Raw genomic sequence first — 22,774 nt, 5'->3', positions numbered from 1 at the left:
GACCGCTCAGCCGTGCCCGACGGAGAGGCCGAGGCCGCCCAGGCCGCCGGCCGGATCGCGGCGCAGGGCGATCGAGCCGAAGGGCGTCCGCAGCCGCAGCCAGCCGCCCGCGCCGCCGGCCGAGAGCAGCGAGACCGGGAAGTCCGGGTCGGGGCGCAGGAAGCCGAGGGACTGGGCGGCGTGCACGGCGCGCAGGGGCAGGTCCGTGGTGCCGACCGGCCGGGACCAGATCTCGCGGCCGATCCGGTCGCGCTCGGCGCGGGTGCGCGACTCCTCGGGCAGCGCCTCGTCCCGCGTACGGAATTCGGCGACGGCCAGGTCGAGTGCGGTGCGCAGGGCGTCGGGCCGGGGCAGTCCGGCCTGCTCCCGCCAGGGCCCCCGGGGCGGCAGGACCCCGGTCCAGGGCGGCCCGGTGACGGGCGCGGGCAGCGAACCCCCCGCACCGGCCGCACCGGAGACGTCGAGGGACAGGGACTCCAGCAGCTCCCCGGCCGACACCGTGACGTCGAGCGTCTCGGGGCGCGCCAGGCGGGCGGTGCGGATGGCCAGGACCTCGAAGGAGGGCGGCCGGCCGAACACGGCCAGTGCGTCGCCGCCCGCCTGCAACCGGACCGCGGCGGCCCGGTCGTAGTGGAGCAGCCGGCCGAGGAAGGCGGCGAGATCCGCCGCCTCCCTCGCGTCGGCGAACTGCAGCGACTGCACGGGCACGGTCATGCCGCGGCGGGCTCCTCTGCCAGGTACTGCTGGAGGTAGAGCTTCTCCTCGGCGGAGATCCGCCGGGGCCGCTCCGCCGCCAGGTCGTACGGCACGACGACGGTCGAGGCGCGTACGTAGACCTGCTCGGGGTCCTTGATCTCATAGGCGATCGTCAGGGACGCGGCGCCTATCTTCGTGACCCACGACTCGACGGTCACCGGCTCGTGCCGGTGGACCAGCGGCCGTACGTAGTCGATCTCGTGGCGGGCCACGACGGACCCGCCCGAGAACGACGGGGAACCGTCCCCGGGCGCCAGCCGGAACATGAAGTCGATGCGCGCCTCCTCCAGGTAGCGGAGGAAGACCACGTTGTTGACGTGGCCGAAGGCGTCCATGTCCGACCAGCGCAGGGGGCAGCTGTAGATGTGCCGAGCCAAGACGATCAGCCTCGCGTGAGCTTCTTGTACGTGGCGCGGTGCGGGCGGGCCGCGTCCGCACCGAGGCGCTCGATCTTGTTCTTCTCGTACGACTCGAAGTTGCCCTCGAACCAGTACCACTTGGAGTCACCCTCGTAGGCGAGGATGTGCGTGGCGACCCGGTCCAGGAACCAGCGGTCGTGGGAGATGACCACAGCGGCGCCCGGGAACTCCAGCAGCGCGTTCTCCAGCGAGGAGAGCGTCTCGACGTCCAGGTCGTTGGTGGGCTCGTCGAGGAGCAGCAGGTTGCCGCCCTCCTTGAGCGTCAGCGCCAGGTTGAGGCGGTTGCGCTCACCACCGGAGAGGACGCCGGCCGGCTTCTGCTGGTCCGGGCCCTTGAAGCCGAACGCGGAGACGTAGGCGCGGGACGGCATCTCGACCTGGCCGACGTTGATGTAGTCCAGCTCGTCCGAGACGACGGCCCAGAGGGTCTTCTTCGGGTCGATGTTGGCGCGGGACTGGTCGACGTAGGAGATCTTGACCGTGTCGCCGATCTTGACCGAGCCGCTGTCGGGGGTCTCCAGGCCCTGGATCATCTTGAACAGCGTGGTCTTGCCCGCGCCGTTCGGACCGATGACGCCGACGATGCCGTTACGGGGCAGCGTGAACGACAGGTCGTCGATGAGGACCTTGTCGCCGAAGGCCTTCGAGAGGTTCTCGACCTCGACGACGATGGACCCGAGGCGCGGGCCCGGCGGGATCTGGATCTCCTCGAAGTCCAGCTTCCGCATCTTGTCGGCCTCGGCCGCCATCTCCTCGTACCGGGCGAGACGGGCCTTGGACTTGGTCTGGCGCCCCTTGGCGTTCGACCGCACCCACTCCAGCTCCTCCTTGAGGCGCTTCTGGCGCTTCTCGTCCTTGCGGCCCTCGACCTTGAGGCGGGCGGCCTTCTTGTCGAGGTAGGTGGAGTAGTTGCCCTCGTAGGGGATCGCGCGGCCGCGGTCGAGTTCGAGGATCCACTCGGCGACGTTGTTCAGGAAGTACCGGTCGTGGGTGACGGCGACGACCGCACCCGCGTACTTCGAGAGGTGCTGCTCCAGCCAGTTCACCGACTCGGCGTCCAGGTGGTTGGTGGGCTCGTCGAGGAGGAGCAGGTCCGGGGCCTCGATGAGGAGCTTGCAGAGCGCCACGCGGCGCTTCTCGCCACCGGAGAGGTTGGTGACCGGCCAGTCGCCGGGCGGGCAGCCCAGGGCGTCCATGGCCTGCTCCAGCTGGGCGTCCAGGTCCCACGCGTTCGCGTGGTCCAGGTCCTCCTGGAGCTTGCCCATCTCCTCCATCAGCGCGTCGGAGTAGTCGGTCGCCATCAGCTCGGCGACCTCGTTGAAGCGGTGGAGCTTGCCCATGATCTCGGCGGCGCCGTCCTGGACGTTTTCCAGGACGGTCTTCTCCTCGTCCAGCTTCGGCTCCTGCATGAGGATGCCGACGCTGAAGCCGGGCGACAGGAACGCGTCACCGTTGGACGGCTGCTCCAGGCCCGCCATGATCTTCAGCACCGTGGACTTACCGGCGCCGTTGGGGCCCACGACACCGATCTTCGCGCCGGGCAGGAAGTTCAGATTGACGTCATCGAGAATCACCTTGTCGCCGTGCGCTTTGCGCGTCTTGCGCATGGTGTAGATGTACTCAGCCAAGAGAAACCGTCCGGCAGCAATAGAGGTGTGGGCAGATACACCCATCTTGCCTGACACCCGCCCCCGGACGGAAACCCGTCCACCCACCGGCACCGGAACCCCGGTCGCCTCATGCGCGCGGGCGATCACTCACCGTCCGTGTGCGGCTTCCTCCGGCGGAGCAGAAAGACCGCGCCACCACCCACGACGAGCAGCCCGATGGCGACGGCGGCGAGCATCGGGGTGGCGCTGGAGCCGCCCGTGGCGGCGAGGTCGCCCTCAAGCCCCGACGAGGCGGAGCCGGTCGTGGCCGGGACGGATTGCTCAGCGCTCTGCGTGCCGACGTCGTTGCCCGCGCCGCCCGCCTCCTCGCTCTCCTTCTCCAGGACGCTGCCGCTGGTGGCGCAGTCCAGCGTCCCGGTGAAGGTGCGGCCGAACCCGGCGGGCCCGGTGATCGTGAAGTCGTACGCCTGGTCCTCGGCGACGGGGACGGTCACCGTGCTGGTCTCCCCGGCGGCGACGGTGTGCTCCGTGCCGGCCAGCTCGAAGGTGAACGGCTCGTCGCCCCGGTTGGCAGCCGTGATGTCCACGCCGCCCTTCGCGCAGTTCTTCCGCGCGGTGAGCGCCGGGGCGGCGCCCGTCTCGGCCCAGGTCGCGGTGGCCCGGGCGGAGACCGTGGACTCGCTGGAGCCGGCCAGGATCTGGGTCTGGGTGCGGCCGGTCCCGGCGAAGGCCCGGCCGACCGGCACCGAGGTGGTGGCCTGGACCGCCAGGGACGCGGTGCCGTCGGCGGTGTCCTTCGGCACGGCGAAGTAGAGCCGGTCCCCGTCGGACGCCTCGGTGACCAGGGCGCCCTTCTTGTCGGTGACCCGGACGCCGCTGGCCGCCGCGTCCACCGGGGGCGACACCGAGACCTGGCCCGCGGCGGTGCGGACGGTCACCGGTCCGAGCAGCTCGCCCGCCCGGCCGGAGACGGCGGCCGGCTCCAGGGTCAGCGAGGTCCGGGGCTCCTTCTCCGGGCGCGCGCTGCGCTGCAGCCAGTCGGCGAGCTTCTCCGCCTGCTTGTCCGACGCGGTGACGTCGGCGTTGTCCGAGTAGCGCCAGATGGCGACCTGGGTTCCGGCGGCGGCGGTCCGCTCGGTCAGCGGGCCGGTACCGGCCGCCTCGGCGAGCGCCGCCAGGTCGTCGACCTGGGGGTAGGAGTGCTGGAGGATCCAGCGGATCTTCCCCGCGTTCCGGTTGCCGCCGAGCGAGGTCTCGGCCCAGGGGGTCTCCAGGTACTTCGCCTGGTCCTGGGTGGGGTTGTGGAGGTCGATGCAGTAGGTCTTGAGCTTGCCGCCGCCGTCCACGGTCATCTCGAACAGTCCGGCGGGCAGTTCCTGGGTCCGGTCGGGCACCCCGCCCTCCCCCGCGACGCGGAGCACGGCGCTGTCGAAGGTCTTCAGTCCGTCGAGCACCGCGGCCGCGCCGCCCTGGTGCCGGCCCGGGTCGTCGGCCGCCGCCGGTCCGGCGCCGACGAGCGCGGCCGCCGCGACGAGACCGGTGACCAGCAGCGCGGCGACCGGGCGGAGGATCCCGCGGCCGGGGGGCGCCCCTGTGGTGCCGGACGACGCAGCGGACGCTGAAGACGCAGAAAACACAGAATTCCCCTCCGGGCGAGGCCCTCGCGCATGGTGCGCGTGTGGGGGAATGCCTCGCCAACAGACCCAAGTGACCCGTGAGCACTGGGAATCCTAAAGAACGGGCGGAGGTGAGTCCCCCGTACCGCCCTTCGCCAACCATTCCGAATCGGAATCGTTATCGCCGGGGCGACGGCCGCGAACAGCCCTTTCAGGACACCGCCGCCATTTCGGCGGCTCCTTCCCGGTCCCTCCTGGAGAGGTCCGCGTCGCCGTCCGTGTTCCGCTCCGGACGCTCCGTCAGAACCGGTTCCGTTCTGACCGCCCGGCGGAAGGCGGCTGTTCCCCGGCTCAGATCGTGACCGACGGCGACGGCCTCGACGTCGACGAACGCCCTTCGCTGACCGGCCTGTTCCTCCTCACGGACCTTCAACCTGCCGTGCACGACCAGGGGTTCTCCGACCGAAACGGAACCGGCCAGATTCGCGGCGAGCGTGCGCCAGGACCAGACGGTGTAGAAGCTGGTACGGCCGTCGGCCCAGAGCTGTTTCTCGCGGTCCCAGCGGCGCGGAGTGACGGCGAAACGGAATCGCGCCATTCCTCCGGTGGCCGTCTCCCGGAAGTCCACCGCGGTCGCCGCGTTACCCACCAGGGTCACCAAGGTCTCGTTCATTTCCCGCCCCGCTTTCCTCGCACCGCGCGTACCTCGTCGTACCGCGGTGTCGTACGCACTCCATGGTGCGCGCCGGAAAGGAATCGCGTCGGGGCCTGTGGACTACCGGCCGGTTGTGGAGAACTCCGTCACCGTCACGTACCGCTCGCGCACTTCCCGGTAGCGCACCAGCTCGGCCGCGACCGGGTCCAGGACCCTGGCCCGGCCGCACCCGGCCGCCGCCTCGCGCAGCCGCCGCTCGGCGTCCTGCCCGTAGCGTCTGGCCGGTCCCCGGATCGCCGCGGCGCAGGCCCACTCGACCAGCGGGCCGCCGACGACACCGGCCAGCATGATGAGCGCGGGGATGACGAGCCCCGGCTCCAGGACGCCGATGATCTGGCCGACGAGCCACAGGCCGCCGAAGATCTGGAGGAGCGTCATCGACACCTGGGCCAGCACCGCGGCCGGCCACCACTTCGGCCGGGGCGGCTTGGCCGGCCGGCCGCCGACCGGGGCGCCGACGACCGGGACGCCCGTGCCCGTGCTCCGCCCCTCCTCCGGACCGCCGCCCCGCTTGGAGGCTCCGGGCGCCCCGGCCCTGACGGCCAGTTCGTCCAGTGCCTCGGGCAGCCCTTGCGCCCCGGTGAACGCGGCTTCGCGCACCGCCTGCGCCCAGGGTCCGGGCAGCCCGTCCGCGGCGTCGTCCGCGACGATCCGCACCGCCTGCTCCACCCGCTGCCGGGCCGTCAGCTCCTCCTCGGGCGGGGTGAGCGCCTGGCCCAGCCGGTCCAGGCTGCCGGGCAGGCCCCGGTTCTCGTACCAGCGCCAGAGCCGCAGCCACGGCGTCCCGCAGGCCCGGCTCGCGTTCCGGCGCCACTCCCGCTCGGCGGCCTGTCCGGCGGCCGCCGCGCCGACGGCCTCGGCCAGCCGGTCGGTGAACTCGTCGCGGGCCCGCTCGCCGAGACCGGGCCGCCCCTCGGCCACGTACACCCGGCGCAGCCGCGCGGCCGCCGCGTCGACGTCGGCGGAGAGGCGGCGGGTGGCGGCGGTGCGGTCCTGGACGAACCGGCCGATCATCTCGCGGAGTTCGGGCACCCCGTCGCCGGTGAGCGCGGACAGGGACATGACGGTGGCGCCGGGTTCGCCGTGCTCGCCGAGCGCGATGCCGTCCTCGTCCAGGAGGCGGCGGAGGTCGTCGAGGACGAGGTCGGCCGCCTCACCGGGCAGCCGGTCCGTCTGGTTGAGGACGACGAAGGTGACCTCGGCGTGTCCGGCGAGGGGGCGCAGATAGCGCTCGTGGAGGGCGGCGTCCGCGTACTTCTCCGGGTCGACGACCCAGATCACCGCGTCGACCAGGGCCAGCACCCGGTCCACCTGGGCGCGGTGTTCGGTGGCCGCCGAGTCGTGGTCGGGCAGGTCGACCAGGACGAGCCCCTGGAGCGCCTCGTCGAAGGCGGCGGGCCCGGGGTGGGGCCTGCGGCGCAGCCGCCCCGGGACGGCCAGGCGGTCCAGCAGACCGGCCGCCCCGTCCGTCCAGCTGCACGCGATGGGCTGGGAGGTGGTGGGCCGGCGCAGCCCGGTGTCGGAGATGGGGGCCCCGGCGAGCGCGTTGAACAGCGTCGACTTCCCGCTGCCGGTGGCTCCCGCGACGGCGATGACCGTGTGCCGCGAGGAGAGCCGCTGCCGGGCCGCCGCCTCGTCCAGCACGCGTCCCGCCTCGGCGAGGGTGTCCCGGTCGAGCCGGGCGCGGGAGAGCCCGACGAGTTCGCGCAGGGCGTCGAGCCGGGTGGGCAGCGGCCCCTCGGCGGGGGCGTACGCCTCGACCTGCGGGTCCGCGTCGTCCTCGGCGGGCGTACGGGGTTCGCTCTCCCCGGCTTCGCGGGCCTCGGCGGCAGCCGCGCGCCGGGCGATGAGCCCGTCGTCCCAGCGCCCGTCCTTGCGCCCGTCCGTCTTCCCCGTACCGCTGTCGCTGTCTTTGCCGTGGTCCTCGTCCGTGACGGCAGTCATCGCTGCCACCTCTCCTTCTGCAGTACGGAAAGCGCGGCGATCAGTTCGGCCTGGGGTTCGGGGGTGACGTCGAGCGCGTCGAGCGGGGCGAGGCGGCGTTCGCGTTCGCCGCCGAGGACCTGGTCGAGGTAGGTCGTGAGCAGCTCACCGCCCTTGTCGCGGAGGCGCAGCGCGCCCTGGGCGCCGATGCGTTCGGCGAGCTGCTCCCCCGCCGCCCGGGCGCGCCGCCCACCGAGGAGGGCGGCCGCGAGGAGCGCGGCGACGGTCTCGGGGGCGGGCGCGACACTGCGGTCGAGCTGGCGCACCTCCTCCTCGGCCAGCTCCTCCAGAACCCGGCGCCACCGGCGTACGGCGACGGCGATCCGCCCTTCGACGTCCTCGGCGGGCCCCCAGCCGCCGGCCTCCCGCCCGGCGTCCTCGAACCGGAACAGGGCCCCGGCGGGTTCGCGGCGCCACTGGGTGCGGATCTGTTCGTCGGCGGCGGAGACCGAGCACTGGAGCAGAGCCACCAGGCTGTCGACGAGGGCTTCGAGGAGTTCCTCGGGCGTGCTGTAGAGGGGGTAGCCGCGCCACCGGGTCCGCGCGTCCCCGGAGAGCACCGCCCCGCTCTTCAGGCGGCGGCGGATCCGGGCGGCCTCCTTGCCGTACGCCTCGTCGACCACCCCGGTCAGCCGTACGGAGGCGGCGTACTGGGCGGCGACCGCGGAGGCCAGGGCGGGCATCCGTACGTTGAGCGACTCGATGACGCCGGAGGCGGTGCGCCCCACCGCCTGCTGCCGGGCGGCGGGGTCCTGGGCCCGGTGGGCGAGCCAGGCGCGCAGCGGGGCGACGGCGCTGGTGGGGAGCAGTCCGCTGCCGCCGCCGGTGGACTCGGGCAGTTCGGGGATGGTGAAGCGGGGTACGTCCCCGAGTCCGGACCGGGTCAGCAGCGCCGCGTACTGCCGGGAGACCTCGGCGATCACCTGGTGGGGCACCCGGTCGAGGACGGTGACGAGGGCGGCGTCGTACTCCTTCGCGGTACGCAGCAGGTGCCAGGGCACGGCGTCGGCGTAGCGGGAGGCGGTGGTGACCATCACCCAGACGTCGGCGGCGCAGATGAGTTCGGCGGCCAGGACGCGGTTGCGGACGACGAGCGAGTCGATGTCGGGGGCGTCCAGGAGCGCGAGCCCGCGGGGCAGGCTGAGCGCGGTCTCCACCCGCAGGGCCATCTCCCCGTCCTCCCCGCGTGCGGCGAGGTCGTCGAGGCCGTCCGGGTCGGGCGTCTGCCCCGGCGGCAGCCAGATCCGGGTGAGCTGCGGCAGCACCCGTACCCCGGCGAACCAGTGGTGGTCGTCCGGGTGGCAGACCAGCACCGGGGTCCGGGTGGTGGGCCGCAGCACCCCGGCCTGGCTGACCCGGCACCCCACCAGCGAATTGACCAGGGTGGACTTCCCGGCCCCGGTGGATCCGCCGATCACGGCGAGGAGCGGCGCCTCGGGGTCCTTGAGGCGTGGCAGGAGGTAGTCGTCGAGCTGGGCGAGGAGTTCGACCCTGGTCTGCCGGGCGCGTTCGGCCCCCGGCAGGGGCAGTGGGAGACGCACGGCGGCGACACGGTCGCGCAGGGCGGAAAGTGCGTCGATGAGCTGAGGCCGTACGTCCATGGTCACCACATGCGAAGAATGCCCAATTTTGGAGCCTTTTTGAAGCGTATAGACCCCTCTGCGCGGCGGTTCCACCCTCTGGACAGAGTCAGGACAGAGGGGACGAGTGGGGCGGGGGCATAACGAGTGCACAACACCCGGGGCGCGGCGGGCGAAAAGCGCTGCGGGATTCGCACCTACCTGCGATTATCGGTTCGCTTCACCGAACCTCCACATCGTGCCACGCAGGTGAAGCAACCGGGTCCAGGGGATCGGAGCCCTATCCTTGTCCCGGCACGGCCACGGAACCACCGATCAGGACTCCCGGCCCCCGTAGCTCAGTGGATAGAGCAGGCGCCTTCTAAGCGCTTGGCCGCAGGTTCGAGTCCTGCCGGGGGCGCACCGACCGCACCACCGTGAGGCCCTCCGCACAGGAGGGCCTTCTCGTCGTTCAGGGCCGTCGTTGACACGTCGGCCTGCGGTGAAGAAGATTCGATTCATCCCGGGGATGCCAGCGCATCGTCGCACCGGCCCCCTCTTCGCCGGCAGGACCCGTCGGGGACGACCGGACTCCCGGCCCGCATCGCTTTCATCGCGCCGGACCACCGCAACGCGCCCTCCCCCACCTTCTTCTCCTTCTCTCCTTCTCTTTCTTCTTCGCCTTCCTCGGCTTCCGCACGCCCGCCGCACACCGCGCGCGGCTGCCCGCGCGTATCCCGTTCGTGCCCTGCCGGGCGGGGGATGCCCCCCTCTCACCGGTCTCTTCCCGGTGTACGTCGCGGGCTCGGTCCCGGCGGTGCTGCTGACCTTCATACCCGCCGAGATCTGGCCGAGTTGGCGGACCGTCCTGGCGCACACCTTCCTGGTCCAGTCGTGGATCCCGGATCAGCGACCACCACCATCGCGTCACGGCCGTCGTCTGCGTGGTGCTGACCTTCGTGGGGCCGACGCCGGCCGACCGGGTCGATCAGTGCGCGCTCGGCTCCGGCTTCGTCACCTCGTGCTTGTCCTCGGCGGCGCTCCCGCCGCCGGGGTTGCGGGGCTTGACGAACAGCGTGGCCGCGAGCGCCAGGAGCAGCAGCCCGGCGCACACGTAGCTGGACACCTCGATCGCGTCGGCCATCGCCTGGCGTGCGGCGTCGGCGGCGGACGCGGTCTGCGGGTCCGCCGCGAGGCCCGGGATGACCGAACCGGCGCTGTCGGTCACCACACCGCTCAGCTCCCGGGCCTGTTCGTCGGGAACCCCGGAGCCGGTCAGACTGTCGCGCAGGTTGGAGGTGATCGTGGTGAAGAACAGGGTCGTCAGCACGGCGATGCCGAGCGCGGCGCCGAGTTCGCGGGACGCGCTCTGGAGGCCCGACCCCTGTCCGGCGCTCTCGGCGGGCACGTCCACGAGCACGATGTTGGTGACCTGCGCGGTGGCGAAGCCGACCCCGATGCCGTAGACGAACAGGGCGATCGCGATCAGCCACCAGGCGCTGTCGGTGGCCGCGATCAGGCCCAGCATCGCCAGGCCCGCCGCTTCGAGGATCAGGCCGAGGCGCACCAGGGTGATCGGCGCGCTGGACATCGAGAAACTCGCGCCGCTGGCACAGAAGCTGCCCGCCGCGAGGGCGACGAGCGCCAGGCCCGCCTGGAACGCGCTGTAGTCGAGGGCGAACTGCAGCCAGAGCGGCATCACCGCGATGATGCCGAACTCACCGAGTCCGACGACCAGCGTGACGACGTTGCCGTTGCGGAACGAGGCGATGGAGAACAGCCGCACATCCATCAGCGGCTCCTCGTTGCGCCGACTGAGGGCCGTCTGCCGCCGCCAGAAGACCACCATGACGAGGATGGACACGACGAACGCGACGAAGACCGGGGAGGGGCCGCCGCTCCAGGAGATGCCGGCGACCTCCAGCGGTTCGATGGTCTTGAGCCAGCCGTACGTACGGCCCTCGATCAGCCCGAACGCGAGGAAGCCGAGCCCGATCGCCGACAGGACGCCGCCGAGGACGTCGATGCTGCCGCGCGTACGGGGCGAGGCGGGCAGGTAGTAGAGGGCGCCGGCGATGATCAGCGCCACCAGCGGGATGTTGATGCCGAAGGCCCAGCGCCAGGAGAAGTCGGCGAGCCAGCCGCCCAGCAGCGGACCCACGGCCGCCGCGGCTCCGATGGTCGATCCCCAGACGGCGAACGCCTGCCCTCGGGCCTTGCCGGTGAACGTCGCGTTCACCAGGGCCAGCGAAGTCGGCAGGATCATGGCGCCGCCGATGCCCTGCAGGAAGCGGGCGAGGATCAGCAGGCCGCCGTTGGGGGCGACCGCCGCCACCAGGCTGGTGAGCCCGAAGACGACGAGGCCGATGAGGAAGATCTTGCGGGCCCCGTGCAGATCGGACAGGCGCCCGGAGATCAGGAGCAGGGCCGCGAAGATGATCGCGTACGACTCCTGGACCCACTGGGCCTCGACCGAGGTGACCTCCAGGTCCTCGATGATCGGGGCGAGGATCACGTTGACGATGGTGATGTCGACAACGATCAGGGCCACGCCCAAGGACACGGCGACGAGGCCGAGCCATTGACGCATGGACGGGGTCTCTTCTGTGGCGATCACGGTTCCTCCACCCTGGTGTATCTTTATAGTGAAGGTAACTCTGCGCGCTGTGGCCGTCAAATCGAGTAGCGGCATGGCGAGGGTGAACGCGGAGGGGTCGTCCGAGGGGGCCGCACGAGGAGGGGGTGACCAAACTGGACGCCCCGTTCCCCGGGCCGCACCGGCACAGTTGCGGTGAACCTGCGCCGGATGGCCGGGAGCGTCCGGGACGTGGTGGCCGTGGAGGCGGTGGCGTACAGCAGTTCGCTGCTGCCGGAGGACATCGCGGCCATGATCAAGGAGGAGTACCCGGACGCCGAGGTCACGGCGGACCAGCCGGCGGGTCTGCGGCTGGACGGGACGGGCCGGGCGACGATGCCGGTCTGGCACGTGACGGCGGAGCGCAGGGCCTCAGTGCGCTGCGGGCCCTGCGGTCCGGTCCGTCGGAATCGGTCCGCAGGGCCCCGTCGCGCGGTGTGCGGTGTGCGGGAAGGGTAGGAAGGGTTACGACCGGGACGCGTGCAGGAAGCGGCCGGTCATCGACTTCCCGGTCTTCAGCATCTTGGCGGGAGGGCCTTCGTAGACGATGCGGCCGCCGTCGCCCCCGGCGCCGGGCCCGAGGTCGACGACCCAGTCCGCGTGGGCGACGATGCCGAGGTTGTGCTCGATGACGATGACCGAGGCGCCGCCGTCGACCAGAAGACCGAGCCCACGGCGAAGTTGGGGAAGGTGATCGCACCTTCGTTGAGCGACAGGGAACGGCCGCCCGCACGTGCTGAGGCTTTCGATGAGCTCACTCTCTGGTCCCGTTCCTTGTGTGGGAACCCCTCGGGCGGCGCTCGTCGTACTCGTCGGCGAGCAGGGAGTCCATGGTGTCGCGGAGCTGGGCGATGAAGTCCTCGAACTGCTGGAGCTGGTCGGGGCTGTACCGGGCCATGACCTCGGCCATGCGCTGGGCGTAGGGGCCGAAGAACTCCTCGGCCCGCGGCCTGACGTCGGGGCTGCTGCGCAGCGTCACGATCCGGCGGTCGGTGTGCTCCCGGGTCCGCACGATGTGCCCGGCCGTCTCCAGGCGGTTCAGCAGGGTCGCGGTGGCGCCGGACGAGAGGGAGATCCGCTCGCTCAGCCGGGCGGGCGACAGCGGCACGCCCTGGTCCTCCGCATAGAGGATCTCGGTCAGGGCCGCGGCGTCCGTGGAGTGCAGACCGAGCCAGGTCGCGAAACGCTGCGTGAAATCGGTGTAGTTCGCGCCGAACGCCCTGAGTCCGTCCATGAGGCGGTCGCGCTGGGCCTCAAGTGCACCGGAGTCCGCTTCCTCCATCGACATGCTCCAACTTCCCCATCTGCCTGGGTGACACGCTCCGTCACCGGGTTCGACAACTTACCCGAGGGACGTATCTTCATGGCGAAGATACACCAACAGGGAGGTACATGGTGCGGAGGCGAGGCGGCCCCCGCGCCGGAGCGCCCACGCCTTGCGCGTCAGGCACGTGCACACAAGTGATCGCCGCGACGGCCGGCATACGAACCGGCCGACGCTCGGGGGCTTTTGAATGCCGTAGCGCAGACGACCCGGGTCTCCGACCTCGCCGTCTTCGGCGTGGCCGAACTGGACGACCAGGGACGCGCGGTGTCCCCGGAGGAAGAACCCACGGCTCCCCGGAGCGGTCTGGCGATCGTCGGCGCCCACCTCTTCACTCCGGCCGTCCACGAGGCGGTGCGCGCGATCCGGCCCTCGCTGCACGAAGGGACGGCGGGAGCAGACCGACGCATCCGACGCCCGCGACCTTCGGGCAGGAGTTCGGACATACCCGGACGGGAGTTCGAGCGCGCTGAAACCTTCCGCCCGACGGGACGTTCGTCAGGGCATGGGAGCGGGCAAATCGATCAGGTGGGCTCCGAAAGGCGGAATCCCCTCCGCGGGACCGGCCCCCGCCCCGCACCGTCACCCGGCGGGCATCCGCGGCCCCGTGCCGCCGTCCGTCCACCACGGTCCCGCCGCCCGCACACCGAAGCGCCCGCGTGAACTACGCACCATCAGGGAAAGGAGCGCCGCGATGGCGACGCCGCTGTCCGCCGACAAGCTGCTCAAAGCCCTCCGCGACGAAGGCCTCCACGTCGTCGAACACCGGAGCTGGCGTACCAACAACCGCAACCACAAAGGCCCGTGGGGCCCGGCGCACGGGGTGATGATCCATCACACCGTCACCTCGGGCACCGCGTCCTCGGTCGAGCTCTGCTACAACGGCCACTCCGCCCTGCCCGGCCCGCTCTGCCACGGGGTCATCGCCAAGGACGGGACCGTCCACCTCGTGGGGAACGGGCGGGCCAACCACGCCGGGCTCGGCGACGACGACGTGCTGCGCGCCGTCATCGCGGAGAAGGCGCTGCCCCCGGACAACGAGGCCAACACCGACGGCAACCGGCACTTCTATGGTTTCGAGTGCGTCAACCTCGGCGACGGCAAGGACCCTTGGCCGGCGGCCCAGCTGCTGGCGATCGAGCGGGCCGCCGCCGCCGTCTGCCGGGCGCACCGCTGGTCGCAGCGGTCCGTGATCGGGCATCTGGAGTGGCAGCCGGGCAAGATCGATCCGCGCGGCTTCACGATGAACTCGATGCGCACCCGGATCGGCAAGCGGCTGGGCGGCTCCCCGGACGGCCCTTCCGAGCCGCCGCCGAAGCCGACGTACGAGCCGTTCCCGGGGGCCGCGTTCTTCACGGTGGGCCGTAACAGCGCGATCGTCACGGCGATGGGCAAGCGTCTGGTGGCCGAGGGCTGCGGCCGGTACACGGTGGGCCCAGGACCGGCCTGGTCCGAGGCCGACCGGAAGTCGTACGCCGCCTGGCAGCGCAAGCTGGGCTACTCGGGAGGCGACGCGGACGGCATTCCCGGGAAGAGCAGTTGGGACCGGCTCAAGGTGCCCAACGTGTGACGGACGAAGGCGCCCGGCTCTCCCCCTCCTTCGCGGGAGGGCGAGAGCCGGGCCTCCGCGCCCGGGTCAGCGGTTGAAGCCGCTGCCCAGTTCCGCCTTCGCGGCCACCGTGCCGAGCGTCCCGTGGCCGAAGCTGAACGAGCCCTTGGCCGCGAGGCCGGAGGCGGTGGCCGGGAACACCCACAGGGCGCCCTCGTCCGCGTTCTCGCCCGGCGCACCCACGGCCAGTTCGGTGCGGCCGTCGCCGTTCAGGTCGCGCAGGGACACCGCGCCGCCGAAGCGGTCTCCCTTCTCCACGGCCCCGACGACATCCGGGGTGCCCTGGTTGAAGCCGTAACTGCCCTTCCCGGTGGGGCCGGTGGCGGTACCGGGGAGGACGACGAGTCCGCCCGCCCGCTGGACCGTGCCCTGGCCCTCACCGGGGACGCCCACCGCGATCTCGCCGTAGCCGTCGCCATCGGTGTCCCCGATGGCCACGGACGTACCGAAGGCGTCGTCGTCCTCGGCGGCCCCGGGCACGCCGGCCGAGTCCTGGTTGAGGACGACGGCCTTGGTGCCCTGCGGTCCGGTCGCGCCGCCCGGTACGTAGGTGAGCATGCCGCCCTTGGCGAGCGGCAGGTCCAGGTCGCTGTCGTAGCCGTCGATGGCACGGCCGACGGCGAGGTCGGCGTACTTGTCGTTGTTCACATTGCCGACGGCGAGGTGTTCGCCGCCCTCCAGGGAGTAGCCGTCCTTCCCCTTCACGGTGGTGAGGTCCGTGCCGAGCCCGGCCGCAGAACCGAGGCCGATGTTGATGCGCCGGGCGTCGAACTCGTCGCCGTCGTTGGCCAGGACGACGAGGTCGTCGCGGCCGTCGCCGTTCACGTCGCCCGCCGCCACGTCGAGGTAGCGCTCGTCGTGGAGGTTCGGGATCTCGCCCGTCGCGGCCGCCGCGCCGTCCCGGGTGAAGGGCCCGGTGAGCGTACGGAGGTCGGTGCCGCCTCCGACGACGAGGTCGGGTGCGCCGTCGCCGTTGAAGTCGCCGACGGTCAGGCCGCGCCCGAGGCGGTCGTACTCCTCGCCGGACAGCAGGGTCGCCCCGCCGGCCAGACCGCCCGGCCCGCCCCACAGGACGGTCGCGCCGCCCGCGGCTTCGGCGGCGCCGGTCTGCTCGCCGGGCGATCCGACGACCAGGTCCGCGTAGCCGTCCTGGTCGAGGTCGGCGGAGGTGACGGAGGTACCGAAGGCGTCACCGGCCTCCGGAGTGCCGGGGACGCCCGCCGAGGCCTGGGTGAACACCCTCTTCGCGGAGTCCTTGACCCCGTTGGCGGAGCCGTAGGCCACGCCGACGTATCCGGCGCCCTCGGCCCCCTTCACGGTCGCGCCGGGCGCGGCGAACGCCAGGTCGGGGAAGCCGTCGCCGTTGAAGTCGGCGCGGGCGCCGTGGGGGTCGGGGGCCGGTGCGGCGTGGGCGGTGGCGGGCAGGGCGACGACTGCGGTGGCCAGGGTGAGGGCCAGGACCACACCGGTACCGATGGCTCGGGATGTCACGGGGACTCCTTCTGCTGGAACGTTCGTTTCCGGGGTGCCGGACGGACAGCGGGAAAGCGCTGTCTGCTCGGCACCGCGGCGTACTTCGGTTGTCACGGACATGGGGGTGATCGAGTGGCCACTCGCACCCCTTCAGACGGGCCTACCGGGCGAAGGGTTGTGCTCGGAACGGCAGTTCGCGGATGATCCGCCGGTGACATCCGGGGTACGGCGGAGGAACGGTGCGATGACGACCGAGGTGCGAACGGTGGGCCCCGGGGAGCTGAACCGGTACGCGGACGGCATCCGCGACGTGTACGCGAGCGCCTTCGCGGCCCCGCCCTGGAACGAGGATCCGGCGCAGGCCGACGTCTATGCGGAGCGGCTGGCGCGGGACGCGCTGCGGCCCGGGTTCACGGCGGCGGTGGCGACGGACGGGGGGACGGTGGCCGGCTTCGCCACGGCCTGGATCACCCCGGAGGCCTTTCCGGCCGACCGCAGCTACGGGCAGGTCGCCGAGGCTCTCGGGGCCGGGCGTACGCGGGCGTGGCTGTGCGGGGCGCTGGAGGTGAACGAACTGGCGGTCGCGCCCGAGGCCCATGGCGCGGGGCTGGGTGCGGCGCTGCTGGAGGCGGTGACGGGGCCCGCCCCGGGCGGCCGGTGCTGGCTGCTGACCTCCGCACGGGCCGAGGCGGCGCTGCGCCTGTACGAGCGGACCGGCTGGCGGCGGGTCGACGCGCCGGTGCCCGGGAAGGCGGCCCTCGTGGTGCTGCTGGGCCCCCGCCACCCGGGGCGGGCCGGGGCCGGCAGCGGCCGGTAGCCCCGCCGCCGCACCCCGGTGACGACGTACGCCGCACCCCGGTGACGACGTACGCCGCACCCCGGTGACGACGTACGCCGCACCCCGGTGACGACGTACGCCGTACCCCGGTGGTGACGTACGCCGTACCCCTGCGGTCACTTACAGCGCGACGACCAGCAGCACGAACGCCGCCAGCGAGAGCACCGTACGCACCCGGTGCAGCGTGTTCCAGCGGGACTCGAAGGCCGCGCGGGCCGCGCTGTCGTCGCCGCCCTCGGAGGCGGCGAGGGCGTTGTTGAGCGGGATGTTCCCGATCACGGTGATCAGATGACCGACGACCGAGCAGATCAGCGCCGCCAGGATGGCCGGTCCCGCCCCTTCGTCGTGCTCGCCGAGGCCGGTGAAGAACGCGGCTGCGGGCAGCGCGACGACGCCGAGGAACAGGACCAGGAAGACCGGCCCGGGGACCTTCTCGTTGAAGCGGCGCATGGCCACGGCGAACTGCTCGTCCGTCAGGTCGGCGAGGCCGGGCATGATCCCGGTCAGGAAGGTCAGCATGAAGCCCGCGTAGAGGCCGGTGACGATCGTGGCAAGCACCAGGAGGAGGGAGGTCATGGCGGGCATCATGGCTTGGGAGGCCGGTTCGCAGGACGCATTTTCGAGCGGCCGCGCCCGCACCGGGGCGGTCCCGATGCGGGCGGGCCCGGCCGTACCGGCCCCCCGGCGTGCGCGGGCGATCCGTCTCGGCCGATCGCGCCCTCGCTCTCAGCCGATCTCGCCCTCGCTCGGTTCCGGCGCGTCGTCCGTCCCGGCTCCGCGCTGGAGCCGGTCCGCCCGGCCGATGGCCGTGGCCAGCTTCTCCACGGCGCTGTCCTCGGTTGACTCCGCCAACCCGGATGCCCGGGAGGCGAGTTCACCGAGGCCGGGTGCGCCGGGCAGGTCGCCTCCGCGCAGCCGGTCGGCGAAGTAGGCGGCAACGGCAGCGACTTGGAGCCGGTCGTTCTCGCCGCCCCAGAGGGTTGTGTCGACCGCCCCGGTCGTGACGGTTCCGGTCTCCTCCTGGGCCTTACGGGTCTTGGGGTCGAGCCAGCGGACCGTCGCCTTGGCCACCGTGCCGGAGGCGCCCTCGCGCAGCCGTACGGCATACAGGGCGGTCACCGTGTGGCCGGGGCCGACCTCGCCGCCGTCGACGCTGTCGTCGCGGAAGTCCTCGTCGGCGACCTTGCGGTTCTCGTAGCCGATCAGCCGGAACTGCTGCACGGTCTTCCGGTCGAACGCCACCTGGGCCTTGGCGTCGCGGGCCCGGATCTCCAGGTGGGCGGGCAGCTGGTCGACGAAGACCTTGCGGGCCTGCGCCTCGTCACCGACGTACGTGGTGTTCCCGTCGCCCTTGTTGGTGAGCTGCTCCATGAACGCGTCGCCGTAGTCACTGCCGACGCCGACACCGAAGAGGGTGATCCCGAACTCGCGGCGGGCCGATTCGATCCTCTTCAGGATGGACTCGGCCTCGGTGTCACCGGTGTTGGCGAGGGCGTCGGAGAGGAGCACCACCCGGTTGGTGGCGCCTTCGCGGTGGCCGTCGACCGACTCCTCGTAGCCGAGGGTGATGCCTGCCTCGACGTTCGTGGACTGGGCCGGACTCATCTCCGCCACCACGTCCTTGATCCGCTTCCGGTTGCCCTCGATGCGGGTCATCGGCAGCCGGGTCTCGGCCTCGTTGCTGAAGGTGACCAGGGCGATGGAGTCGTCGTCGCGCAGTTCGTCGGTGAGGATCGTCAGGGACTTCCGGACCAGGTCGAGGCGGCCGGTCTCGGACATGGAACCCGAGATGTCGACGACGAACGTGAGCGCGGCGGGCGGGCGTTCGGCGGCGGGCGGCGCGGTCTTCGTGGCCAGGCCGACCCGCAGCAGCGACCAGTCGGAGGCTCCGGTTCCACCGCCCCCGCCCTTGCCGGAGCCGATGCGCGCCCCGTCGACGTTCACCGAGAAGCCGTTGCCCTTCGGCCGTTCGTACCCCTGGCGGAAGCTGTTGACGAACTCCTCGGGGCGTACGTCCCCGGCGTCGGGCAGCCTGCCGTCGCCGAGGGTGCGGCGAGCGTAGCCGTAACTGGCGGTGTCCACGTCCAGGGCGAAGGTGGAGAGGTAGTCGGGCACCTCGGGGTCCGGCACGGCGGAGTCCTCGGAGTCGGCGTCTCCCCCCGGTGCGGCCGACCGGCCGTTCTCGGGCGCCACCGCGTCCGGCGCGGGCTGTCCGCCGCCGGTCGAGCCCTGTCCCTTGCGCGAGCCGGAGCTCACGTCGCGCGTGCTGCTCGATCCGCCGTCGGAGGCGCTGCAAGCGGTGAGCACCACGGCACCCGCGAGGAGGAGCGCCACGGCCCCCGCCCGGTGCCCCGCGCGGCCTCCCGCCCGCTTCTCATGTCGTCGGCTGATCTGGTTCATGCGTAACCCCCCACATCGTCACGATGTCCTCGACATCTGTGAATGTGACGTACGGGGCCGCCGACCGGAGTCGACGAAAGCGTTGCGGAACCATCTCGATGCGGCAACAGCGGGCAGGAGACCGGCGGAACATCAGGTTCAGGACACGATGTCCTTACGACTGAACCCGCGGAAGGCCAGCGCGAACAGGATCAGGGCATAGGTCACTGATACGGCCGTGCCCTTGATCATGCCGCCCCACTCCAACTGCGGCTGGAGCGCGTCGGCCCAGGCGAACTGCCAGTGCGCGGGCAGGAAGTCGCGCCAGGAGCCGAGCGCGGTGACCGCGTCGAGGACGTTGCCGACGATGGTGAGGCCGACCGCGCCGCCGACCGCGCCGAGCGGGGCGTCCGTCTTGGTGGAGAGCCAGAACGCCAGCCCTGCGGTGACCAGTTGGGAGACGAAGATGAAGGCCACGACGATCGCGAGGCGCGGCACCGTGTCCCCGGCGGCCAGCGCTCCCCCGGTGGGCAGTTTCAGCGGCCCCCACCCGTAGACCGCCGTCCCCGCCGCCAGCGCGACGACCGGCAGCAGCACCATCGCCGCGAGGCTGAAGCCGAGCGCGACGACGAGCTTGGACCACAGCAGCCGGACGCGCGGCACGGGCGCGGCGAGCAGATAGCGCAGGGAGGACCAGCTCGCCTCGGAGGCGACGGTGTCCCCGCAGAACAGGGCCACCGGCACCACGAGCAGGAATCCGGCCGAGACGAACAGGGAGGTGGCGGCGAAGTTCGCGGCGGACTCGGTCGCCACGTCCATCAGGTTGATCCGGCTGCCGCCCCCGCCACCGCCGCCTCCCCCGCCGCCGTCCTCGCCGTCCGGCGTGCCGCCGATCGCGAAGGCGATGATCAGGATGAAGGGGAGGGCGGCGAGCACCCCGCCCATGAGCAGGGTGCGGCGGCGGCGCAGTTGCCGCATGGCCTCGACGCGGAGGGGAAGCGTGCGCCCGGCGCGGTAGCCCGCGGCCTCCGGGTGCTCGGTCTCCACCCGGACCGCGGGCGGCTGTACAGGGGCGCTCATGCTGCTCCTCCGGAGATCAGGGTGAGGAAGGCGTCCTCCAGGCGGCGGTGCGGTCCGACGCCGGTGACCGGGACGTCCAGCCGGACGAGGTCGGAGACGAGCCGCGAGGTGGTGGCCCCGTCCAGGCGGACGAGGAGCCCGCGCCCGTCGTCGGTGCGGACGGCGGAGCCGATGCCGGGCAGGGCGGCGACCTTCTCCGCGAGCGGCTCGGACACCTCATCGGCCGTGGTCACCAGGATCATGTCGCCGGAACCGGTGATCTCGGCGACCGGACCGGCCTGCACGAGCCGGCCCCGGTCCATGACGACCAGGTGCGTGCAGGACTGCTCGACCTCCGAGAGGAGGTGGCTGGAGACGATGACGGTCCGGCCCCCGGCCGCGTACCGGATCATCACGTCCCGCATCTCACGGATCTGGGGCGGGTCGAGCCCGTTGGTCGGCTCGTCGAGGATCAGCAGGTCCGGCATGCCGAGCATGGCCTGCGCGATGGCGAGCCGCTGCCGCATGCCCTGGGAGTACGTCCGCACCGCACGCGCCAGCGCGTCGCCGAGGCCCGCGATCTCCAGGGCCTCGTCGATGTGGGAGTCCTCGGCGGGGCGGCCGGTGGCCTGCCAGTACAGGTCGAGGTTGGCGCGCCCGGAGAGGTGGGGCAGGAACCCGGCCCCTTCCACGAACGCCCCGACCCGGGACAGCACCGGGGCGCCCGGCCGGATGGCCTGTCCGAAGACGCGGATCTCGCCCTCGTCGGGGGTGATGAGCCCCATGAGCATCCGCAGCGTGGTCGTCTTGCCCGCGCCGTTGGGACCGAGGAGCCCGAGCACCTGACCCTTCTCGACGCGGAAGGACAGCTCGCGCACGGCGTACCGGTCGACGGACTTCGCGTACTTCTTCGAGAGCCCGGTGATCTGGAGCGGTACGTCGGCGAGTTCCGGGTCCGGGGCGGGCGTCGCGGTCCGCCGCCGGGCGGTGATCAGCAGCGCGGCCGCGATGACGAGCGCGGCAGCCGGGAGGCCCCAGGTCCACCACGGGAGCGCGGCCGCGGCGGTTGTCACTGCGGGCGCGGTGGGGACGGTCAGCGGGCCCTCGGCGGTCACGGTGTACGTGGCGGGCTCGGCGGGGGACGCGTAGCCGAGGTCGGTCGCGGAGAAGACGAGCCGCATCCGGTGCCCGGCGTCGAACTCGTGGTCCACGGCGGGCAGCGCCAGCTCTATCGGCTTGCCCTGCTGGTCGGGGGTGATCCGGTAGGGGGCGACGAGCTGGTGGGGCAGAACCTGCTGCCGGCCGTCCGGCGACACGTCGTACACCTTGCCGAAGAGCACCGCGTCCCGGTCGCCGTCCGCCTTCACCGTCACCTTCGCGGTGGGCGTGCCGGTGACGCGCACGGAGCTGTCCAGCGGGGCGGACTCGAACCGGCCGAACTGTCCCGGGAAGTCGAGCGAGAGCCCGACGCCGAGGGAGGAGAGCTGGGCGAGTCCGCCGCCGACGCCGGGCACGGCGGAGATGGCGGGCGGGGCGGCACCGGCCGGGTTGCGGAAGGTCTTGGTCCCGCCGCCGAGTGCGATGTCCCGGCCGCCGCTGCGCAGCCCCGGGTAGGTGTCGCTGCTCGCCCCGCGCAGGAGGGCGGCGCCGTCGGTGGAGTCGACGCCTCCGGTGCGGGTGACGCGGAAGGCGGGCCCGGTGCCGGTGCCGGTGTCCTCCTTGAGATACCGGTCGAACCAGTCCCCGACGCGCCCTTCGACCCGTCCGGTCTCGCTGTCGCCGCCGTCGTGGCCGCCGGAGATCCAGTCGACGGATACGGGTGCGCCGTTGGCGCTGATGGCCTTCTGCATGGCGTCGGCCTGGCCGAGCGGGAAGAGGGAGTCGGACTGCCCCTGGAGAAGCAGCGACGGCACCTTGATGCGGTCGGCGACGGCGGACGGCGAACGCTCGGTGAGCAGCTTCACCGCCTCCGCGTCGGGCTTGCCGCTGACGGCGACCCGCTCGTACATCTCGCAGAGCTGCTTCTCGAACCGCTCGCAGCCACCGCCGGTGGTGATGAAGATCCCGGCCCAGAGCTTCTTGAAGACCCCGTCGGGGAAGAGGGCGTCGGCGAGGTTCCAGTAGGTGATCACGGGCGCGATGGCGTCGACGCGCTCGTCGTGGCCGGCGGCCAGCAGGGAGACGGCCCCGCCGTAGGAGGCCCCGGTGAGACCGACCCGGGGATCGCCCTTGCCGTCCAGCTCCACCTCGGGCCGCTCGGCGAGCCAGTCGATGAGCCGGGAGACGTCCTTGACCTCGTGGTCGGGGTCGTTGAGGGAGATCTCCCCGCCGGACTTCCCGAAGCCGCGCGCCGACCAGGTCAGCACGGCGTACCCGTCGGCGGCCAGCTTCTCGGCCTGGGCCCGGACGTCGTTCTTGCTGCCGCCGAAGCCGTGCCCGATGAGCACGGCGGGCCGCTTACCGGAACCCTCGGCACGGAAGTACGAGGTGTCGATCGGCACCCCGTCCATGCGCAGCGTCCGGTCCTCGCGCTGCACGGCGGGCGAGCCGTCGTCGGCGACGGCGGACCAGGTGCCGCCGCCCACGAGCACGGCGAGCGCGGCGCCGACCGCGGCCCACCGGGCAGGGGTACGGGGCAGCAGGCGCCGCCATCGAGCAGTAGGGGTCTCCATCCCTCGACCCTAAACGGAGGACGCAAGCCGGTTGAGTGCCGCCAGGGTGAAGTGCGCGGCCTCCCTGAGAGGTACGGTGCGCCTCGCCCGTACTCCGGACGCGGTACGGAATTCCTGCCCTCGGGAG

General features: G+C 72.2%; 17 protein-coding genes, 1 tRNA gene and 1 pseudogene. 5 read left to right on the top strand and 14 right to left on the bottom strand.

The genetic code is table 11. The features are described from left to right. Window positions 1–6: 6 nt before the first annotated feature. From JS521_RS03895 to JS521_RS03865, 7 genes are all read right to left on the bottom strand, one after another. Entirely contained in the window at window positions 7–714 is a 708-nt protein-coding gene (locus JS521_RS03895) for a DUF8010 domain-containing protein (RefSeq protein WP_205081293.1), read from the bottom strand. Continuing rightward, a complete protein-coding gene (locus JS521_RS03890) occupies window positions 711–1,133 on the bottom strand; it encodes an acyl-CoA thioesterase (protein WP_205081292.1) in 423 nt (140 codons plus the stop codon). Before JS521_RS03890 ends, JS521_RS03895 begins: the two co-directional genes overlap by 4 nt. Window positions 1,134–1,138: 5 nt before the next feature. Further along, the gene (ettA, locus tag JS521_RS03885) at window positions 1,139–2,803 is read right to left on the bottom strand and encodes an energy-dependent translational throttle protein EttA (protein WP_205081291.1); all 1,665 of its coding nucleotides are present in this window, start codon (window positions 2,801–2,803) and stop codon (window positions 1,139–1,141) included. Between the two features lie 125 nt (window positions 2,804–2,928). Continuing rightward, complete coding sequence (locus tag JS521_RS03880) at window positions 2,929–4,422, bottom strand: Cys-Gln thioester bond-forming surface protein (protein ID WP_205081290.1); 1,494 nt, start codon at window positions 4,420–4,422, stop codon at window positions 2,929–2,931. A 190-nt stretch (window positions 4,423–4,612) separates the two neighbouring features. Further along, window positions 4,613–5,074, bottom strand: coding sequence for a single-stranded DNA-binding protein (locus JS521_RS03875; protein WP_205081289.1), 462 nt, complete (start codon window positions 5,072–5,074; stop codon window positions 4,613–4,615). A 102-nt stretch (window positions 5,075–5,176) separates the two neighbouring features. After that, a complete protein-coding gene (locus JS521_RS03870) occupies window positions 5,177–7,060 on the bottom strand; it encodes a YfjP family GTPase (protein ID WP_205081288.1) in 1,884 nt (627 codons plus the stop codon). Beyond that, window positions 7,057–8,700: an ATP-binding protein gene (locus JS521_RS03865; protein WP_205081287.1), complete on the bottom strand. Its 1,644-nt coding sequence runs from the start codon at window positions 8,698–8,700 to the stop codon at window positions 7,057–7,059. The genes JS521_RS03870 and JS521_RS03865 overlap by 4 nt, the downstream gene beginning before the upstream one ends. Before the next feature lie 306 nt (window positions 8,701–9,006). Here JS521_RS03865 and JS521_RS03860 point away from each other — a divergent pair. Continuing rightward, window positions 9,007–9,079: transfer RNA gene (locus tag JS521_RS03860), tRNA-Arg, on the top strand. 567 nt (window positions 9,080–9,646) lie between these two features. On the opposite strand, the gene JS521_RS03855 is transcribed toward JS521_RS03860, so the two are convergent. Continuing rightward, the gene (locus JS521_RS03855; protein WP_205081315.1) at window positions 9,647–11,248 is read right to left on the bottom strand and encodes a DHA2 family efflux MFS transporter permease subunit; all 1,602 of its coding nucleotides are present in this window, start codon (window positions 11,246–11,248) and stop codon (window positions 9,647–9,649) included. Window positions 11,249–11,464: 216 nt separating this feature from the next. On the opposite strand from JS521_RS03855, the gene JS521_RS03850 reads away from it, so the two are divergent. Further along, window positions 11,465–11,752 (top strand): hypothetical protein, encoded by a 288-nt coding sequence (locus JS521_RS03850; protein WP_205081286.1) that lies wholly within the window; start codon window positions 11,465–11,467, stop codon window positions 11,750–11,752. Between the two features lie 295 nt (window positions 11,753–12,047). Here JS521_RS03850 and JS521_RS03845 read toward each other — a convergent pair whose 3' ends face one another. Then, window positions 12,048–12,581 (bottom strand): MarR family winged helix-turn-helix transcriptional regulator, encoded by a 534-nt coding sequence (locus tag JS521_RS03845; protein ID WP_205081285.1) that lies wholly within the window; start codon window positions 12,579–12,581, stop codon window positions 12,048–12,050. Window positions 12,582–12,824: 243 nt separating this feature from the next. Between JS521_RS03845 and JS521_RS36450 the strand changes: the two are divergent. Both JS521_RS36450 and JS521_RS03840 read left to right on the top strand, forming a co-directional pair. Then, window positions 12,825–12,992, top strand: a pseudogene (locus tag JS521_RS36450) (glucose-1-phosphate thymidylyltransferase); the annotation flags it as partial. A 319-nt stretch (window positions 12,993–13,311) separates the two neighbouring features. Beyond that, a complete protein-coding gene (locus tag JS521_RS03840; RefSeq protein ID WP_205081284.1) occupies window positions 13,312–14,187 on the top strand; it encodes a peptidoglycan-binding protein in 876 nt (291 codons plus the stop codon). Between the two features lie 66 nt (window positions 14,188–14,253). Here JS521_RS03840 and JS521_RS03835 read toward each other — a convergent pair whose 3' ends face one another. Beyond that, window positions 14,254–15,717 carry an FG-GAP-like repeat-containing protein gene (locus JS521_RS03835; RefSeq protein ID WP_205081283.1) on the bottom strand — a complete coding sequence of 488 codons (1,464 nt, stop codon included), beginning with the start codon at window positions 15,715–15,717 and terminating at the stop codon, window positions 14,254–14,256. Window positions 15,718–15,943: 226 nt separating this feature from the next. Here JS521_RS03835 and JS521_RS03830 point away from each other — a divergent pair, with 226 nt between their 5' ends. After that, entirely contained in the window at window positions 15,944–16,516 is a 573-nt protein-coding gene (locus JS521_RS03830; protein ID WP_205081282.1) for a GNAT family N-acetyltransferase, read from the top strand. 141 nt (window positions 16,517–16,657) lie between these two features. On the opposite strand, the gene JS521_RS03825 is transcribed toward JS521_RS03830, so the two are convergent. The 4 genes from JS521_RS03825 to JS521_RS03810 all read right to left on the bottom strand — a co-directional run bounded on the left by JS521_RS03825 (window position 16,658) and on the right by JS521_RS03810 (window position 22,647). Then, window positions 16,658–17,113, bottom strand: a complete 456-nt coding sequence (locus JS521_RS03825) for an anthrone oxygenase family protein (protein ID WP_239486767.1) — start codon at window positions 17,111–17,113, stop codon at window positions 16,658–16,660. 150 nt (window positions 17,114–17,263) lie between these two features. Continuing rightward, window positions 17,264–18,937 (bottom strand): vWA domain-containing protein, encoded by a 1,674-nt coding sequence (locus JS521_RS03820; RefSeq protein ID WP_205081280.1) that lies wholly within the window; start codon window positions 18,935–18,937, stop codon window positions 17,264–17,266. A gap of 138 nt (window positions 18,938–19,075) precedes the next feature. Continuing rightward, the gene (locus JS521_RS03815) at window positions 19,076–19,996 is read right to left on the bottom strand and encodes an ABC transporter permease (protein ID WP_205081279.1); all 921 of its coding nucleotides are present in this window, start codon (window positions 19,994–19,996) and stop codon (window positions 19,076–19,078) included. Beyond that, window positions 19,993–22,647, bottom strand: a complete 2,655-nt coding sequence (locus JS521_RS03810) for an alpha/beta fold hydrolase (RefSeq protein ID WP_205081278.1) — start codon at window positions 22,645–22,647, stop codon at window positions 19,993–19,995. The genes JS521_RS03815 and JS521_RS03810 overlap by 4 nt, the downstream gene beginning before the upstream one ends. Window positions 22,648–22,774 lie beyond the last annotated feature (127 nt).

The organism is Streptomyces durocortorensis (assembly GCF_016901035.1).
Classification (GTDB): Bacteria; Actinomycetota; Actinomycetes; order Streptomycetales; family Streptomycetaceae; genus Streptomyces; species Streptomyces durocortorensis.
This window is presented reverse-complemented; position numbering and strand designations above follow the sequence as displayed.

Bases quoted from the DNA above. Each gene is read 5' to 3' on its own strand.
- JS521_RS03845 (WP_205081285.1), bottom strand. From the start codon at position 12,581: ATGTCGATGGAGGAAGCGGACTCCGGTGCACTTGAGGCCCAGCGCGAC.
- JS521_RS03875 (WP_205081289.1), bottom strand. From the start codon at position 5,074: ATGAACGAGACCTTGGTGACCCTGGTGGGTAACGCGGCGACCGCGGTG.
- JS521_RS03870 (WP_205081288.1), bottom strand. From the start codon at position 7,060: ATGACTGCCGTCACGGACGAGGACCACGGCAAAGACAGCGACAGCGGT.
- JS521_RS03830 (WP_205081282.1), top strand. From the start codon at position 15,944: ATGACGACCGAGGTGCGAACGGTGGGCCCCGGGGAGCTGAACCGGTAC.
- JS521_RS03895 (WP_205081293.1), bottom strand. From the start codon at position 714: ATGACCGTGCCCGTGCAGTCGCTGCAGTTCGCCGACGCGAGGGAGGCG.
- JS521_RS03810 (WP_205081278.1), bottom strand. From the start codon at position 22,647: ATGGAGACCCCTACTGCTCGATGGCGGCGCCTGCTGCCCCGTACCCCT.
- JS521_RS03825 (WP_239486767.1), bottom strand. From the start codon at position 17,113: ATGACCTCCCTCCTCCTGGTGCTTGCCACGATCGTCACCGGCCTCTAC.
- JS521_RS03840 (WP_205081284.1), top strand. From the start codon at position 13,312: ATGGCGACGCCGCTGTCCGCCGACAAGCTGCTCAAAGCCCTCCGCGAC.
- JS521_RS03815 (WP_205081279.1), bottom strand. From the start codon at position 19,996: ATGAGCGCCCCTGTACAGCCGCCCGCGGTCCGGGTGGAGACCGAGCAC.
- JS521_RS03865 (WP_205081287.1), bottom strand. From the start codon at position 8,700: ATGGACGTACGGCCTCAGCTCATCGACGCACTTTCCGCCCTGCGCGAC.
- JS521_RS03850 (WP_205081286.1), top strand. From the start codon at position 11,465: ATGGCCGGGAGCGTCCGGGACGTGGTGGCCGTGGAGGCGGTGGCGTAC.
- JS521_RS03820 (WP_205081280.1), bottom strand. From the start codon at position 18,937: ATGAACCAGATCAGCCGACGACATGAGAAGCGGGCGGGAGGCCGCGCG.
- JS521_RS03855 (WP_205081315.1), bottom strand. From the start codon at position 11,248: ATGCGTCAATGGCTCGGCCTCGTCGCCGTGTCCTTGGGCGTGGCCCTG.